This is a genomic window from Paenibacillus sp. J22FR21 (genome assembly GCF_056269135.1).
This window is the reverse complement of record NZ_JBWDNJ010000007.1, coordinates 140,668-155,582: the sequence shown is the minus strand read 5'-3', so window position 1 is coordinate 155,582 and position 14,915 is coordinate 140,668. Positions and strand designations below refer to the sequence as shown.

General features: G+C 51.5%; 13 protein-coding genes and 1 other annotated feature. Of the genes, 3 read left to right on the top strand and 10 right to left on the bottom strand.

All coding sequences use genetic code 11. The features are described from left to right. The first annotated feature begins 213 nt into the window (after positions 1-213). On the top strand, positions 214-648 hold the full coding sequence (locus tag AC0YNS_RS23910) for a GNAT family N-acetyltransferase (protein ID WP_475783449.1): 435 nt from the start codon (positions 214-216) through the stop codon (positions 646-648). Positions 649-830: 182 nt separating this feature from the next. On the opposite strand, the gene AC0YNS_RS23905 is transcribed toward AC0YNS_RS23910, so the two are convergent. Then, positions 831-1,856 (bottom strand): NAD-dependent epimerase/dehydratase family protein, encoded by a 1,026-nt coding sequence (locus tag AC0YNS_RS23905; RefSeq protein WP_475783448.1) that lies wholly within the window; start codon positions 1,854-1,856, stop codon positions 831-833. Further along, positions 1,853-3,157, bottom strand: a complete 1,305-nt coding sequence (locus tag AC0YNS_RS23900; RefSeq protein ID WP_475783447.1) for a glycoside hydrolase family 140 protein — start codon at positions 3,155-3,157, stop codon at positions 1,853-1,855. Before AC0YNS_RS23900 ends, AC0YNS_RS23905 begins: the two co-directional genes overlap by 4 nt. 204 nt (positions 3,158-3,361) lie before the next feature. On the opposite strand from AC0YNS_RS23900, the gene AC0YNS_RS23895 reads away from it, so the two are divergent. Beyond that, a complete protein-coding gene (locus tag AC0YNS_RS23895; RefSeq protein WP_475783446.1) occupies positions 3,362-3,886 on the top strand; it encodes an ankyrin repeat domain-containing protein in 525 nt (174 codons plus the stop codon). Positions 3,887-4,178: 292 nt separating this feature from the next. Here the strand turns inward: AC0YNS_RS23895 and AC0YNS_RS23890 are convergent, their stop codons facing one another. Continuing rightward, positions 4,179-5,798: a putative bifunctional diguanylate cyclase/phosphodiesterase gene (locus AC0YNS_RS23890; protein ID WP_475783445.1), complete on the bottom strand. Its 1,620-nt coding sequence runs from the start codon at positions 5,796-5,798 to the stop codon at positions 4,179-4,181. Positions 5,799-6,039: 241 nt separating this feature from the next. On the opposite strand from AC0YNS_RS23890, the gene AC0YNS_RS23885 reads away from it, so the two are divergent. After that, positions 6,040-6,825, top strand: a complete 786-nt coding sequence (locus tag AC0YNS_RS23885; protein WP_475783444.1) for an SDR family oxidoreductase — start codon at positions 6,040-6,042, stop codon at positions 6,823-6,825. A 217-nt stretch (positions 6,826-7,042) separates the two neighbouring features. Here the strand turns inward: AC0YNS_RS23885 and AC0YNS_RS23880 are convergent, their stop codons facing one another. From AC0YNS_RS23880 to AC0YNS_RS23850, 7 genes are all read right to left on the bottom strand, one after another. Further along, a complete protein-coding gene (locus AC0YNS_RS23880) occupies positions 7,043-8,728 on the bottom strand; it encodes a glutamine--tRNA ligase/YqeY domain fusion protein (RefSeq protein ID WP_475783443.1) in 1,686 nt (561 codons plus the stop codon). 87 nt (positions 8,729-8,815) lie between these two features. Then, positions 8,816-9,088 (bottom strand) — a binding site (T-box leader). A 63-nt stretch (positions 9,089-9,151) separates the two neighbouring features. Next, complete coding sequence (locus AC0YNS_RS23875; RefSeq protein WP_475783442.1) at positions 9,152-10,375, bottom strand: amidohydrolase; 1,224 nt, start codon at positions 10,373-10,375, stop codon at positions 9,152-9,154. A gap of 162 nt (positions 10,376-10,537) precedes the next feature. Further along, positions 10,538-10,885, bottom strand: a complete 348-nt coding sequence (locus tag AC0YNS_RS23870; protein WP_475783441.1) for a hypothetical protein — start codon at positions 10,883-10,885, stop codon at positions 10,538-10,540. Between the two features lie 50 nt (positions 10,886-10,935). After that, positions 10,936-11,199: a stalk domain-containing protein gene (locus AC0YNS_RS23865; RefSeq protein ID WP_475783440.1), complete on the bottom strand. Its 264-nt coding sequence runs from the start codon at positions 11,197-11,199 to the stop codon at positions 10,936-10,938. A gap of 15 nt (positions 11,200-11,214) precedes the next feature. Then, positions 11,215-12,933 carry an ABC transporter substrate-binding protein gene (locus AC0YNS_RS23860; RefSeq protein ID WP_475783439.1) on the bottom strand — a complete coding sequence of 573 codons (1,719 nt, stop codon included), beginning with the start codon at positions 12,931-12,933 and terminating at the stop codon, positions 11,215-11,217. A gap of 107 nt (positions 12,934-13,040) precedes the next feature. Further along, positions 13,041-13,913: a carbohydrate ABC transporter permease gene (locus tag AC0YNS_RS23855; protein ID WP_475783636.1), complete on the bottom strand. Its 873-nt coding sequence runs from the start codon at positions 13,911-13,913 to the stop codon at positions 13,041-13,043. Positions 13,914-14,003: 90 nt separating this feature from the next. Further along, positions 14,004-14,909: an ABC transporter permease gene (locus AC0YNS_RS23850; RefSeq protein WP_475783438.1), complete on the bottom strand. Its 906-nt coding sequence runs from the start codon at positions 14,907-14,909 to the stop codon at positions 14,004-14,006. Between the last annotated feature and the right edge of the window lie 6 nt (positions 14,910-14,915).

The window sequence follows — 14,915 nt, the reverse complement described above, 5'->3', positions numbered from 1 at the left end:
AATCCTACTCTTCCTGCCGAAACTGCGCCAAAATGATGCTGAGAGTCGGAAAATTCGACTCTCAGCATCCACACTAACCTATCAGGCCCTGTGCGTGGATGCGAGAGTTCTAATATGGAACTCTCACCGCCGAATCAGAGGAGGAGCGATGTCACCTGCGGTTGTGGTATAATCTTGGTCACAAAGTAATCCACGCAAAGGGAGTATTCTCATATGTTGATTGATATTAAAGCAAAACTGGATGAGGAAGCGATTCAGGAGCTGCTCGGCTGGTCAGTATTTCCGGACCCGGAGCATTTGGAAAGAGCGGTTCAGCACTATAAGGACGATGCGTCGGCTAAGTTGCTCGGCTATGTATCGGAGAATGATATTATCGGGTTGATCGGGTATCACAGCGCGGGAAGCGATACGATCGTAATCGACCATATCGCCGTTGATCCATCGGAGCGGTATAAAGGCTACGGCAGAGGAATTATACTGGAGCTGCTGGAGCTGGAGAAGCCCACTGTGCTTCTGGCTGAGACAGATGAAGAAGCTGTCGACTTCTACAGGAGCAGCCGATTCACGGTGGAGAGCCTCGGCGAGAAATACCCGGGTACGGAGCGGTTTAAGTGTACGTATTACGCGGATGAGGACGACAACGAATAGGAAGTGGCGGCGTTAGGGGAACTCCCTGCGCCGCTTTTTTGCGGCACGACCGCGGAGCTACCTGGCCTTCACACCCCTGCGACTTAAGGCCTTCATGCCCTCACACGCCCTCATACCTTCACGCCTTCTGCCCTCACGCCCTCAATTCCCCGCGCCTTCATACACCCACGCTAACACATCCGTTATCCGTCCAAGCCTTCCATCCGCTCCGCCATCAGCTTTTCCGCCGATGACCACGCCTCTACCAGCGCATCGTACCAAGGCCGTTCGCCCGCTGCCTCGATTGCACCCGTCTTATCCAGCTCATCAATAACGCCTCGAATCCCCTGCTCCCACTTCACGGTATAGCGAAAATCCAGATCATGCCGTGCCGCACTATTGTCAAACAGGTTATTGTACCGGAAGTTCTCCACGCACCACTCTGCCTTCTTCGGCAGCACCAAGCCAAGAAGATCAGTCGGGATATGAACAAATCGCGGCTCAGGCGCACCTAGCGCATCAGCAACCGTTCTCCAATAACGGTCGTACGTCATCCATTCCTCACCTGTTACATTGTACGCCTTGCCGAGAGTTGCCTCGTTGCCCACAGCTTGCACGAAAGCTCTCGCCACATCATCCCGATGACAAGCGACCCACAGTGAAGTGCCGTCGCCATGAATAATGATCGGACGCCCTTCACGCAGCCGTTTCATATTGTAGTTGCCATCCGCGATGGAGGGGACAGCCGTCCCGCTGCCGCCGTACGTTTGAGCCGGCCTCAATATCGTAACGGGAAACGTGCCGGGATCATGAGCGTCAATCAACAAATTCTCACTCAGCACCTTATTGAAAGCATACGGGAAAGAAGGCAGCGCCTCACGTTCGCCGTCTTCCGTAATCGGGTAACGCTCCGCCTGCTTCGTATACACATCAACCGTGCTGCAATAGATATACTGACCGACTTTACCCTTGAAAGCACGGATCGCGCTCTCCGCCTCATCCGCTTGAAACCCAATCATGTCAATAACGCAGTCGAACCGCCCTGCTTCCGCCATCTGCTCTCCAAACGCTGCAAAATCCCGCCTATTCCCAATAATCGTCTGAACACCTGCAGGTGCTTCCCCCCGGCCCCGATTGAAATGCCAAACTTCCGTATCCCCGCGCCTTAGCAGCTGTTCCGTAATCGCCGTGCTGATCGTTCCCGTTCCGCCAATGATGAGCACCTTCACTTGGTTGTCGCCTCCTTGATCGCAATAATGAGTACGTCCGTATTCGTATCTGACATCGGAATCCTGCTGTTGCTCACACCATCCGCGGCGGATGTGGTTGAAACCGCTGACTGCAGGACATTCCGCCTATCCAAATCAATCATTTTCACCGCGTAGCCTTCCGCAGTCAAATCTAATGACAGCTCCACATCAATGCTGTAAGGAACATAAATCACCACTATGCTTAAATCTCTGCTGCCGGCAACGCGGATTTCCGGATAAGAGGTGACGAGCAAATCGTTACGCGGAACAAGCTCGAACATGGCATGCTGCTCGAACAATTCTTTGGCATAGCCGATATCCCACGCACCTGAGAATCGCAGCGCCACTCGCCAGTCGAACGGTGTTTTGGCAAAATGCTCATTATGAAAAGGTGTCCCTTTCCTATGCCAGGACCAGATACCGTGCGCGCCATAGGTAAAGCCTGCTTTGGCCCCGCCAAGAACACTCCACCAGAAGGCGCGACGAATATCAAAAGCACCATACCGGCCATATCGATTGCCATATCCATGCCCCTCATAGCAGGGCTCTGAATTCAGAATAGGTCTACGAATGGTCTTCTCCATGAATTGCTCCGGGAGCTCGTAACAATCGGACTGCGTCTCCGTCAAGTGGCCGGATTGATAGATATACAGGTCCAAGTCCTCTGATTGCACAATCCGATCCGGAATGTCGTGCTGATGCGATCCCATGTGCATCGCCGTTACGGCCTCGGGAGCGCAGCGCTTCAAGGTTTGCAGTGCTTTCTCGTAATAGGAGGTCACTTGCTCGTTCTCAAACTGCGTGTCGCCGCTGATGTAATAAAGGGGATTGTAGCGCGCGAACCGCTTCGCTATGTACTCTGTGTAGGGCTGAACAGCCTCCCACGGAATCGTATACTCCGGATGCATGTTATTCACGCCTGTACCGGGAACATAGTTGTGCCACAGCACGACAAGCACGGGAAGGAAGTCGCGTTCGCAGGCCATCTGCAGCATCTTCTCCGCTTTATCGAAGTAAGCCTCATTACAGCTCATAAAGTCCCATTTGCCATCTGCGCCAACTCGAAAAGGCAATTCATCAGCGACCGTCTCATGCACGAGCGGCAGCACGCTGATTTGCAAGGCATTAAATCCCTGCAAGCGGCGGTATTCGAGATAGACCTCCCACTCCTCCAGCTTCGCGGCCGAGAATACCCCCCACACTGTATCTGCCAAATAGAAGAAAGGCTGTCCTCGGTTAAGGAGGATCTCCTTGTTATCCGCTACCGTAACTTGTCTCATAGTTCCCCTCTTTTCGAGTCCATGTCATGCTTTCCTCTGCACTATACCATGAGGCAAAAATCATTGTCTACGTAATAAATACATAATGTATACAATAAAATAATGTTTTTTTATTGAGCTGGAACAGGGCAGGAATATAGAGTTCGCTTCCAGAAAAAGTATAATCGAGGTTAGGTATGTATTCGCGTAAACGGAGGATTGATCATGGAAAACAAATTACTTATTGAGGATATTTTTCAAGCCGCTCGTTTGGGTGAAGTTTCTCAGCTTCTTGCCACACTGACAGCTCATCCGGAGCTCGCCGACACCGAGAATGACGATGGTTTAACGCCTCTTGGATTCGCAGCGCATTTCGGAAACAAAGATGCGGTGCAAGCGCTGCTCGATCATGGGGCATCGGTAAATGCCATCTCGCATTCCAAAGTATCCTACATTCCATCGAATACGGCTCTGCATGCTGCTATCGCGGGGGAACGTAACGTGGACGTGATTTCGCTGCTGCTCTCCAATCAAGCTCAAGCTACTATTCTGGACAGCAATGGGCATACCGCGCTCCATACGGCAGCTTTTCATGACGATAACGAAGAGATCATTTCCTTGCTTCTTGCACATGGGGCCGACATTCATGCCTTAACCGGGGACGGAAAAACAGCATCCTCGATAGCAACCGAGCAAGGCAATCATCGCGTTGCAGCGTTGCTTCAACGTGCGAGCGAAGCTGTGAGCTAACAAACTGAGAAGCCTCCTGAGGCTATTGAAGCCGTGACTCAAATCATAAGCTATCTCGAGCGTGCGCCATGCGCGTTTCGAGGCAGCTTTTTTTATGGCGAGGTGTATTTTCGCCGAAGAGAGGTAACCGGTACCGCACATATGCGCCAAAAGCCGGTTTTCGGCTAATGTGTGGTTCCTGGTACCTCTCTTGCTCTAAGGTTCGTTAGCGTGAACTTAGAGCAAACAAAAAAGCAGCTGAACAAGGTCTCCCCTCGTTCAGCCACTCTTTTTCGCTGCCGGAATCAGCCCATTAAACCGGAACCTGCTGCAGCGCGACCAGTGCAACCGGTTTGTTGATGTAATACCCTTGAATGCCCCAGCAGCTCATCGCCTTCAGCATCTCATACTGACCCGCGTCCTCTACACCTTCCGCAATTACCTTCAAACGCAAAGCACCGGCCATAACAAGCATGGCGGACAGAACAGACTCATTCATCTCTTGGATAAAAGAGCGATCAATCTTCAGCGTATCGATGGGCAGCAGTGTCAGCATACTCAGCGAGGAGTATCCGGTGCCAAAGTCATCGAGCGCAATGCTGAAACCGACGGAACGCAGCCGACCGAGCGTCTGTCTTATGCCCTCGGAATCGCTGATTACCGTACTCTCCGTCAGCTCAAGCTCGATCGCTTGCGGAGGGACATTCTCCTGCTCGACGATTTCAATGATCCGATCTACAAAATCCGGCTCACTAAGCTGCACCCTCGAAATGTTCACGGAAACGCCAATCTCTTCCCCGTAACCCTCCACCAGCTGATGCCAATCCTTGCATGCCTGGCGGATCACCCAATAGCCGATCGGTACAATGAGGCCGGTTTGTTCCGTAATGGGAATAAACTCCGCGGGCTGAACCATCCCTACAAGGGCTCGGTTCCAGCGAAGCAGCGCCTCAGCGCCGACCACGCATCCTTGCTGCGGGCTGTAAATCAGCTGATAATGCAGCTCGAATTCCTTCAGCTCAAGCGCGCTCGACAACGCAAGCTCATGGATGAAATTCTCGACATGATCGTACCGGGAGGTTGCCTCGTACACGTGGAAGCTTTTGCGACCGGCTCCTTTGGCCTTATAGAGCGCAATGTCCGCCTGTTTGAGCAGTGTCTGAATGTCTTCCTGCTCCTGCTTCAGCGCAATTCCGATGCTGCAGTTCAGCTTAATTTGCTGGTCGTAAATTCGGAAAGGTGCGCGAAACAACTCCATAATCAGAAAAGCCATCGTCTCCGGCTGCTCTACAGGTACCCCGGCAGCTACGATAAATTCATCACCGCCAAGTCGAACCAGCGTATAGTCCGTCTTAAATACGATACTTAAACGAGTTGCAACCTCCACAAGCACCGCATCTCCTGCATCGTGGCCGAATGTATCGTTAATATTTTTAAAATAGTCGAGGTCGAGCAGAAAGAGCGCTTCGGCACTCACCATTTTTTCCATGAGATATCTGCGGTTGTACAGTTTCGTTCGGTCATCGTGGTAAGCATAGTGGAAGAGCAGGTTCTCGTAATTCTTGCGTTCGGTAATATCGCGCGTCAAGCAGATCACATATTCGACCTCGCCGCTCTCACCGAAAATTGGCGACAGCATCGATTCCCCGCTCATCGTCCCATTCGGCATCACGACGCCATCCTCATAGCGAATATCCGTCCGCTCCGTCACGACTCTAACGTATTTCTTATATAAATATTCAGCCATTGCAGGCTTATTGCGTTCGAAGAATGTCTGCCCTACATCTGCCATCGTAATCCCCGTCATACGGGTAGCCGCTTTATTCACGTAATAGTAGGTCAGTTCCATGTCCTCTGCTTTCATAATAAAGACACCGTCTGCGATATCATCCAGCATCCGACCGATTTGCAAATGAAACTCATAAGGGTTCATATCCCGTTCAACTCCTTGTGCGGTGCCTCTACGATGTAAATGTTTTGTGTATCCCTATACTTCTGCAATTTGAAGGCGTTCTCCTGCTCTACGCGATCGCTTAGCTCATGAATATTTAATCCCTTTAATCATAAGATAGGTATCTCCGTGAATCGGGACATTACCAGACACACTCGACAAGCAGAAGGAAATATTGCATGCTAGTTACTAAAGTGAACGAGTAGAATGGAGGAATGGTTAGATGGATTTAGGATTTCGCAATCGTACTGTAATCGTGACGGCATCCAGCAAGGGACTTGGAAAAGCATCCGCGCTTCGGCTCTCTGAGGAGGGAGCGAACGTGGTCATCTGCGGCAGAAACGCAGAAACCATTGAGGCAGCTGCGGCTGATATCCGCTCGACTACCGGAGGGGAAGTGCTTGCGGTGCGAGCCGATGTTTCCTCGCCCGCAGATATTGAAGCGCTTGTGGCCGCAGCTGTGGAGCGGTTCGGCAGCATCGATGGGCTCGTATGCAATGCAGGCGGCCCACCGGCCGGAACGTTCGCCAGCATTACGGACGAGCAGTGGGAGTCCGCCTTCCAGCAGAACGTGATGAGCGTGGTCCGATTGGTTCGGCATACGCTGCCGCATTTCCCGGCTGAAGGCGGACGGATCGTGTACGTATCCTCCACGTCGATCAAGCAGCCGATCCCCGGCCTCGTGCTCAGCAACTCGCTGCGCCTCGGCGTGCAAGGGCTGATCAAGACGCTTGCGGACGAGCTCGCGCCGCGGAATATTCTCATTAACGCGGCGGCGCCCGGCAGGTTCGCGACGGACCGTGTCCGTTCGCTGGACGAGTCGCGCGCGTCGGCTGCCGGCGTTACGTATGAGGAGCAGCGTACACGGAACGAGGATGAGGTCGGCGTAGGCCGTTATGGCGATCCGGCTGAATTCGCCCGCTACGTCGCGTTCCTCGCATCGCCAGCGAACAGCTACATGACCGGCCAAGCGTTAATGGTCGACGGCGGGTTGGTTCGCGGATTGTAGGGATAGGAAAGAGCCTTTCTAGCTCGATTTCCTCACTACAAGGCCCCAACGATTTGTTAGATTTGAAAAATGGCTATTACTGTAGGATTAAGACCCTCAGGATTCGTTAGCGCAAAACTGCCTTCAGATGTCCCATTTACAGTTCTTCGATAGATCTCAATAAAAGAGATGTTCCTCCTGCCATGACCATCACCATGACGGAGGAGCATCTCTTCACTTACCTCTTATTCCAAGTATCCTTCAGCGGCACGATCCGATTAAACACAAGCGCCCCCTCAAGGCCGCCGCTATGTTTCCGATCCACGCAGAAGAACCCATGGCGGAAAAATTGGAACTTCTCCTCCGAACCGGCATCTTGCACCGACGGTTCGATCAGCGCGTCCTTGACGAGTACGAGCGAAGCCGGATTAATCGCATCGGCCCAACTGCCATCCTCGCGTGTTGGCGCACTCTCGTCAAGCAGCAGCTTGTCGTACAAATGAACATCCGCCTTCACCGCATGCGCTGCCGAAACCCAGTGAATCGTCCCCTTCACCTTGCGTCCGGTGAAACCCGATCCGCTCTTCGTAAGCGGATCATACGTGCAGCGAAGCTCTGTAACTTCGCCGCTCGCCGGATCTACGACCACTTCCTCGCAGCGGATGAAGTACGCGCCTTTCAGCCGCACTTCACTTCCCGGGCTCAGTCGGTGATACCCTTTCGGCGGCACCTCCACGAAATCATCTCGCTCGATATAGATCGTCCGCGAGAACGGAACCTCACGCCGCCCCATAGCTTCATTCTCGCTATTATTCTCCAAAGTCAACAGCTCTGTTTCACCTTCAGGATAATTCGTAATGACTACCTTAAGCGGCTGCAAAACCGCCATCACACTCACCGTCTTCTCCTTCAGTTCCTGTCTGAGACAATGGTCCAGCAAGGAAATATCTACCGTGCTAGTCGTGCGAATACTGCCAATCTCCTCGATAAAACGGCGAATGCTCTCCGGCGTAAAGCCCCTTCTTCTAAGGCCGCGCAGCGTAGGCAGCCTTGGGTCATCCCAGCCGTCTACGTAGCCGCCGGTAACAAGCTGCCTCAGGAATCTTTTGCTCGTCACAACGCCTGTTAGGCTAAGCCGCCCGAATTCCCTTTGCCGCGGTGGCTCTTGGATTCCCAGTCCCTCCAAAACCCACTCATACAACGGCCGGTGGTCCTTGAATTCGATCGAGCACAGAGAGTAGGTGATTCCCTCGATGGCATCTTGAATCGGATGAGCAAAATCATACATCGGATAAATGCACCACTCGTTCCCCGTCCGGTAGTGCTCTGCATGGATAATTCGGTAGATGACGGGGTCGCGCAAATTGAGGTTAGGTGATGCCATGTCGATTTTGGCACGAAGCACCATGGATGAGGCCGGATAGTCGCCATTGCGCATGTTTGCAAAGAGGGCCAAATTCTCCTCGATAGACCGCCCCCGATACGGACTGTTCTTCCCAGGCTCCGTTAACGTTCCGCGATACTCCCTCGTCTCGTCCGGGGTTAGCTCACATACATACGCTCTCCCCCGCTCAATTAAGGTGACCGCAGCTTGATAAATTTGTTCCGAGTAATCGGAGCCGTAATAGATGTGCTCGCCCGGATCGTAACCTAGCCAGCGGATATCCTCTACAATTGCATTCACGTACTCGATATCCTCCTTCAGCGGATTCGTGTCGTCGAAGCGCAGATTGAAGCTGCCGCCGAACCTTTGCGCCATCGTATAGTTCGTATGAATCGCATAGGCGCTCCCGATGTGAAGATAGCCATTAGGCTCTGGCGGGAACCTCGTGCACATGGCTCTTCCGAAAGGCTCCCGCTCCAATTCTCCGCTAATCAGCTTATATAGAAAATTCTCGTTATGATGTTCCTTCTCGTTTTCCAAGGTTGACGCCTCCTAATGAAGTCATGACGTGACACTGACACTCCGATTTGCAAAAACTAAAAAAACTCCACCCCCAAGACATGTAGTCTTGGGGACGAAGTTTATCGATCGCGGTGCCACCCCAGCTTCATTAATATGTCGCCATATTAACCTCTTCAAGTACGCCGCCTGCCTGTATCCATGCAGGTGGTTATACTCTAGCTCTGTAACGGGAGCTCCCGTCCTGCCATCCCCGCTTACGGCGGTTCCGACATGCTGCTCAGAGGCTTGTTTCGCGAAAATGTCCCTTGCTCCTTCTCAGCTGCCGGAGCTCTCTGTATAAGAACGATGTTTCCCTACTCTTCTCGTCATCGCGTTTAATTATTGGAAAGATGATAACAGAAAATCCTTTGACAGTAAATAGGCGTTCGGTTACCGCTCTACTTACAGTGTTCCCGAAACCACGTTGCCACGATACAGCGAAGCGATTCGCGGCGCTCTTCTGGCCACCGCTTCCGCGGAACAACTCGCCTGAACGAGTACGGCCGAAGCATCGTCGCCAACAGCCGGCCATACGCGCTGTCCTTGTTCATTAAGCGGCAGCACGCCGCCGGTAATAAATCCAAGCGCACGGGTCAGCGAATACTCGTCCGACATATGGTACACCTCAGCCAGACGGCCCGCTTTCTCCAAATTATCGCCATTGCCGAAAGGTGACCAGTGATCCGTAAGGCTGTCCGTTCCCAGATCCACCTTCACTCCTTTGCGATGCAGCATCGGAATCGGCATGACCAATCCCCCAATCGGCACCGTGGATGCCACCGAAATCCCCGCTTCCGCAAAACGTTCCGCCAGCTGCTCGGCTTGCGCCGGTGTCCCGCTCGCAAAACCAAACGCATGGCTGACTGTAACCCGCCCCTGCCAGCCTGCATCAATCGTCATCTCCGCAAGTCGGTGCATCGTCTCATAACCTGCTGCCCCTTGCTCATGAAGGTGCATGTCCACGCCGGCACCGGTTTCAACGGCAAGATCCATCATCGCATGCAGCGATTGTTCCATGTCGCCATCCACAGAGGTAGGGTCGAGTCCGCCGACATGTGTGGCTCCCTGCTCAATCGCCTGCTTCACCAAGCCGCGCGAATTCGAACGCAGCAAACCGTGCTGCGGGAATGCGACCAGCTCGTAGCCCAGTTTGCCTTCGTAGGCGGCAAGTGCTCGCTGAGCAACTTCCAGTCCTCTAAGCTCGCTGGTCGGCTCGATGTTGACGTGACCTCTCATATTTGTCGACCCGAATCCGAGCAGCAGCTCAATGATTTGCTTCGCCCGATCTACCGCAACCGGAAGCAGCTTCGGCAGTAAGATTTTCTCCTCTTCGATCCGGTCAAAAATACTCCGAGCCGGCTTCACCGCCTGCCAAGGTCCGCCGAAATAGGTTTTATCCAGATGGATGTGCGCATCTCTGAATGCAGGAAGCAGCAGCATTCCTTTCGCATCTCGCTTCGGACGCTGATCCTCTTCAGGGATCGCCTCGAACAAGATCGATTCGATTCGGCCATCCACAACCAGCACGTGGCCAATAGCCGTCTCTGTTCCGGAGACAATTCCATTCTCACGCTGGAACCCCGTCTCAAGCCGCACGTTTTGCAGCCAATACGTCGTGACATTCATTTTGCTTGCTCCAATCTATCGGTTGGTTTGTAGATATCCTATTAATTTACCACATTGGGGGAGAAATCGAATCATTGGCGGTGCGTTAAAAAACCTCCAGCTCCACTAGTTAAAGTGGTTCTTGGAGGCTCCGGCTCTTATCCTGATAGGTGATGGCGAGGCTCACTTCTTATCCACTTGAAGCAGCGAGACGTTCTTCACCGCATACGTATCCTTCAGCTTCTCTTCGTTTAGTACGTTTAATTTGATTAAGCCCGCTATCTTAGAAGAATCCGGCCTAGACAGCAACCGCCATACTTCTGGATCACCGAGCGATTCATACAGCTTGATGTCGTCGTATTCCTTGCGCTCCTGATGAACGACTTTCACCCGGTATTTCCCCGTCTCCAGCTCCGAAACACCCTGATCCTCGCAGTGTACCAAAATCTCTCCGCGCAGCTCGGTCAGCTCCTGCTCGATTTCTTTCTGCTTCTGCTTCAATTGGAAATAGCGTTTAACCTTCTTGTCCACCTGATTCACGCTCCTCTGTTACATACCTATGCAGAGGATGTTCTTAATATTTATTGTGTCCGTTTCTCACAATCTACGCTAGCACCAAAAGCTTGAGCGACTGTGCGCAGCGGCACCATCGTACGGCCCTGCCCAACAAATGGTTTATCGCCGCTGGCTTCATTGCCACTTATAAAAAATCGCTCCTGCCCGATCTCCATAATGACCGTTTTGGAGAAATCTTCTTTCGAGAGACTTCGATTGTAATCATCGTCAAAAAAAGCCTCAAAAGGCGCGTTTCCGCGCACTTTTGAGACGGCTTCACCATGCGCCAAACGTAGGCGTGTCTACTACTTATCAATCGTAGATGAATCGTAAGACGCTTGCATCAGCTCCAGGTAACGCTTCAGGTTCAGGTCATCCAACCCTTTTACATAATCGTCCCAATCCTTATCTAGACTCTTAGCACCTGTCACAAACTGCAGCGCATTTTGATCGATGTAGTTCTTAATGTTCGTTTGGATCATGCCGGCTTCGTCAGCGCTGGCCGGATCCACCCATAGCGCCCAGTGCGGGAAAGTATTCGTCGGCTGCTTGCCGTCATATAATTTCGTTGCTTCGAACAGGCGGCGTTCGTAGCCATTCTCGCCATAAATATCGACACCTTGCACCTCGGAGTCGCGGAAAGCTTTGAATTGGTTGTACTGCGCCATTGCTCCCCATAGATCATTACGCGGTGCTTCCCCTTTTGCAAGTGGAATTGTCGCATAAAGCGGCTGCACGTCCGAGTTCAGCGCAACATCGCCCTCTTTCGGTTGACGCCAGCTTTTCCCTTCTTCGCCGAAGATGCCGTGTAGCGCTCCTTCTTGCGTATAGAGATAATCCAGCATTTTGACAGCCGCAACTTGTACTTCTTCGCTTGCTTTGCTCGTCAGGACGAAGGTTCCGCCCGGATCAATTGGATAGTTGTACGTCGCATAGTTGGCATGAGGACCTTGGAGCGGCGGCACCGGATTGTAGTCCTTCACATAAGGCGCAGTAGGCGCGGATTCCACGAAGATCCAAGGATGCATCCCCGCTCCGGCACCTAAAATTTGCACATCCGCATTATCGCCGATTTTCTTGAAGGCTTCCGCATTTTGCGTAAACGCGCCCGGATCGATAAGACCTTCTCCATACATCGACTTGAGGAAAGCAAGCCCTTCTTTCCACTCCGGCTTATTCGCTACTGTCTCAACTTTACCGTCATTCATTTGCAGATAAGTCCGGTCATCGTCGTAAATAAAACCATTCATAAAGTAAGGGATAATGTGCACCCCATAAGCCTCAATCGAGCCGCTAAGCGGAAGCTCATCCGCTTTACCGTTACCGTTCGGGTCCTTCGTTTTGAACGCTTCCAGCACTTTCTTGAAGTCGTCCGTTGTTTTGGGCATCGTCAGTCCTAGCTTATCAAGCCACTTGGTATTGAGCCACATTTTGTTCGGGAATGAGCAGTGGTAGCATTCATTTAATCCGGTTAATCCATATATGTTGCCATCCGGCGCTGTATTCATCGCTTTGTAATAGGCATTGTTGTCGAGTGTATTCTTAATGTTCGGTGCATATTTATCGATGAGATCATTCAAAGGAAGAATAACACCTTGCTGGCCAAACTTGAGCAGATCGGATTGCGAGAACCGGTCTACCCAAGGAATGAGCAAGTATAAGTCCGGATAATCGCCGGATGCAAGCGAGATTTGTCTCTTCTCCGCCGCCCCATCGAACGGTACCGTCGTCCAGTTGAACGAGATATTGAATTTACTTTCGATTTCCTTCGTAAACTTGTTGGTTTTAAGATCCATGTCCGTGCCTTGTTGAGCAAATACGTTAATCTTCACGGGCGGGCCGGCAGTAGTGGTGTCTTGATTTGCTTCTGTATTGGTATTCCCGCTTCCCGAATCTGAGGTATTCCCACTCCCATTTCCATTTCCATTTCCGTTCCCGTTATTGGAAGATGAGCAAGCAGTCACAACCAAGCTAAGAATAACGACACAAGCAACTAAGAGCGACCATGATTTCTTCTTTCTCATGAATAACCTCTCCCTTTCTTCTTCATCTCTTTGCCATGCCCCTATACATGTGATAAGCCTGCCTCGTTACATCGTCATCCCCCCTAATTGAAATACACGTACCGTACTTAACCTTTGACTGAGCCAATCAGTATACCCTGGACAAAATAACGCTGAACAAACGGATAAATCACCAGCACCGGCAAGCTTGCCACCACGATAAGCGAGTATTTCATCAGGTTGGTCATCTGCTGACGAAGCACCATTTCACCGGCATCTACATTGCCTGTACCGTTGTTAAGAATCAGAATACTGCGAAGAACAAGCTGCAGTGGATAGAGTGCCTGCGTCTTCAAATAAATCAGCGCATCGAAGTAGGCGTTCCATTGCCCAACCGCATACATGAGCGCAAGAACGGCGATAATCGGCTTCGAGAGTGGAATGACAATGCTGCGAATAAATCGGATATCGCTGCAGCCATCAATCTCTGCCGCTTCCGAGAGCTCCTCGGGAATGGAGGACTGAAAGAACGTCCGAGTTATAATGACCTGCCATACCCAGATCGCATTAGGAATGAGCAGCGCCCAGCGTGTATCGATAAGTCCGAGTGCTTTGACGACCAGATAACTAGGAATCAGTCCGCCGGAGAACAGCATCGTGAATGTAATGAAAATCATGAGTCCGCTGCGGCCAAAGAACGTCTTCTTCGACAATGGATAAGCAATCATAATCGTTAACGACACGCTGATTAGCGTTCCAAAGAAGGTATAGAAGATCGAGTTCCCATATCCGCTTATGACTTGGCTGTTCTTTAATACAGTGATATAGCCGTCAAGCGTCGGGTGAACCGGCCATAACCACACTTCCCCTGAAGATACGGCGGCAGGGCTGCTGAAGGAAGAGCTTATAATGAACAACAGCGGATAGAGCACCACAATCAGAATAACAAGCAGGAATAGGTAGGTCAGAGACAGGAATATGCGGTCACCCAGGGATTCCATAATTTTATTGCTGCGGGATACGGCTGCGATGCGGCGAGATGCGTTCTGGCTCTCGGTAATCACCCATGTCCCTCCTTCCGTGTCAGTTGTTTACCACAGGCTGGTGCTGGAGATTCGTCTTGCGATCGTGTTAACGAAGACCAGAAGAATCATATTCACGACAGAGTTGAACAACCCGACAGCTGTGGCGAAGCTGTAATTGGCGTTGAGCAGACCGATTTTGTAAACATACGTTGAGATGATCTCGGAGGCGGAGAGATTAAGCGGATTTTGCAGCAGATACATTTTCTCGAAGCCCAGGGCCATAATGCTGCCAACATTTAAGATTAAGATAATGACCATCGTGGGCATGATGCCGGGAATATCGACATGGATGATCTTCTGCAGCCTAGATGCACCATCCACCTTCGCCGCTTCATAGAGGGAGGGATCTACCCCCGCTAAGGCAGCTAGGAAGATGACCGCCGCATAGCCCATGGACTGCCACACATCAGAGAAGACAAACACCGAGCGAAACAGCTGCGGAACACCTAAGTAATTGATGGATTCGAATCCCATACGGTTGGCAAGCATGTTAATAATGCCAAGACGCGGGGCCAGAAACAGCATCACCATCGATACCATGACCACCGTTGAGATAAAGTAAGGCGCATACGTGACCATCTGAACGATCTTTTTGAACCTCATGCTCTTCACTTCGTTCAGAGCAAGCGCGAGCAGGATCGGAATCGGAAATCCTACAGCAAGCTGATAGAACGATATGTAGAGCGTGTTCTTGATCAGCGTCTTGAAGGCCGGGTTACCGAAGAACAGGTCAAAGTATTTGGTACCGACCCACGGACTTCCCCAGATGCCTTTCATCACGTTATAGTTCTTGAAAGCCAGCACTGCGTTCGCCATGGGTAAATATTTAAATAGAATAAAATAAACGACCGGCGGAATCACGAGCAGATACAATTGCCAGTGTCTTCTAAAACTTCGAGCCGCGATGCTCAAATTGTC

Coding starts and splice junctions, on each gene's coding strand:
- AC0YNS_RS23910 (WP_475783449.1), top strand. CDS start 214: ATGTTGATTGATATTAAAGCAAAACTGGATGAGGAAGCGATTCAGGAG.
- AC0YNS_RS23900 (WP_475783447.1), bottom strand. CDS start 3,157: ATGAGACAAGTTACGGTAGCGGATAACAAGGAGATCCTCCTTAACCGA.
- AC0YNS_RS23895 (WP_475783446.1), top strand. CDS start 3,362: ATGGAAAACAAATTACTTATTGAGGATATTTTTCAAGCCGCTCGTTTG.
- AC0YNS_RS23890 (WP_475783445.1), bottom strand. CDS start 5,798: ATGAACCCTTATGAGTTTCATTTGCAAATCGGTCGGATGCTGGATGAT.
- AC0YNS_RS23885 (WP_475783444.1), top strand. CDS start 6,040: ATGGATTTAGGATTTCGCAATCGTACTGTAATCGTGACGGCATCCAGC.
- AC0YNS_RS23875 (WP_475783442.1), bottom strand. CDS start 10,375: ATGAATGTCACGACGTATTGGCTGCAAAACGTGCGGCTTGAGACGGGG.
- AC0YNS_RS23860 (WP_475783439.1), bottom strand. CDS start 12,933: ATGAGAAAGAAGAAATCATGGTCGCTCTTAGTTGCTTGTGTCGTTATT.
- AC0YNS_RS23855 (WP_475783636.1), bottom strand. CDS start 13,913: ATGGAATCCCTGGGTGACCGCATATTCCTGTCTCTGACCTACCTATTC.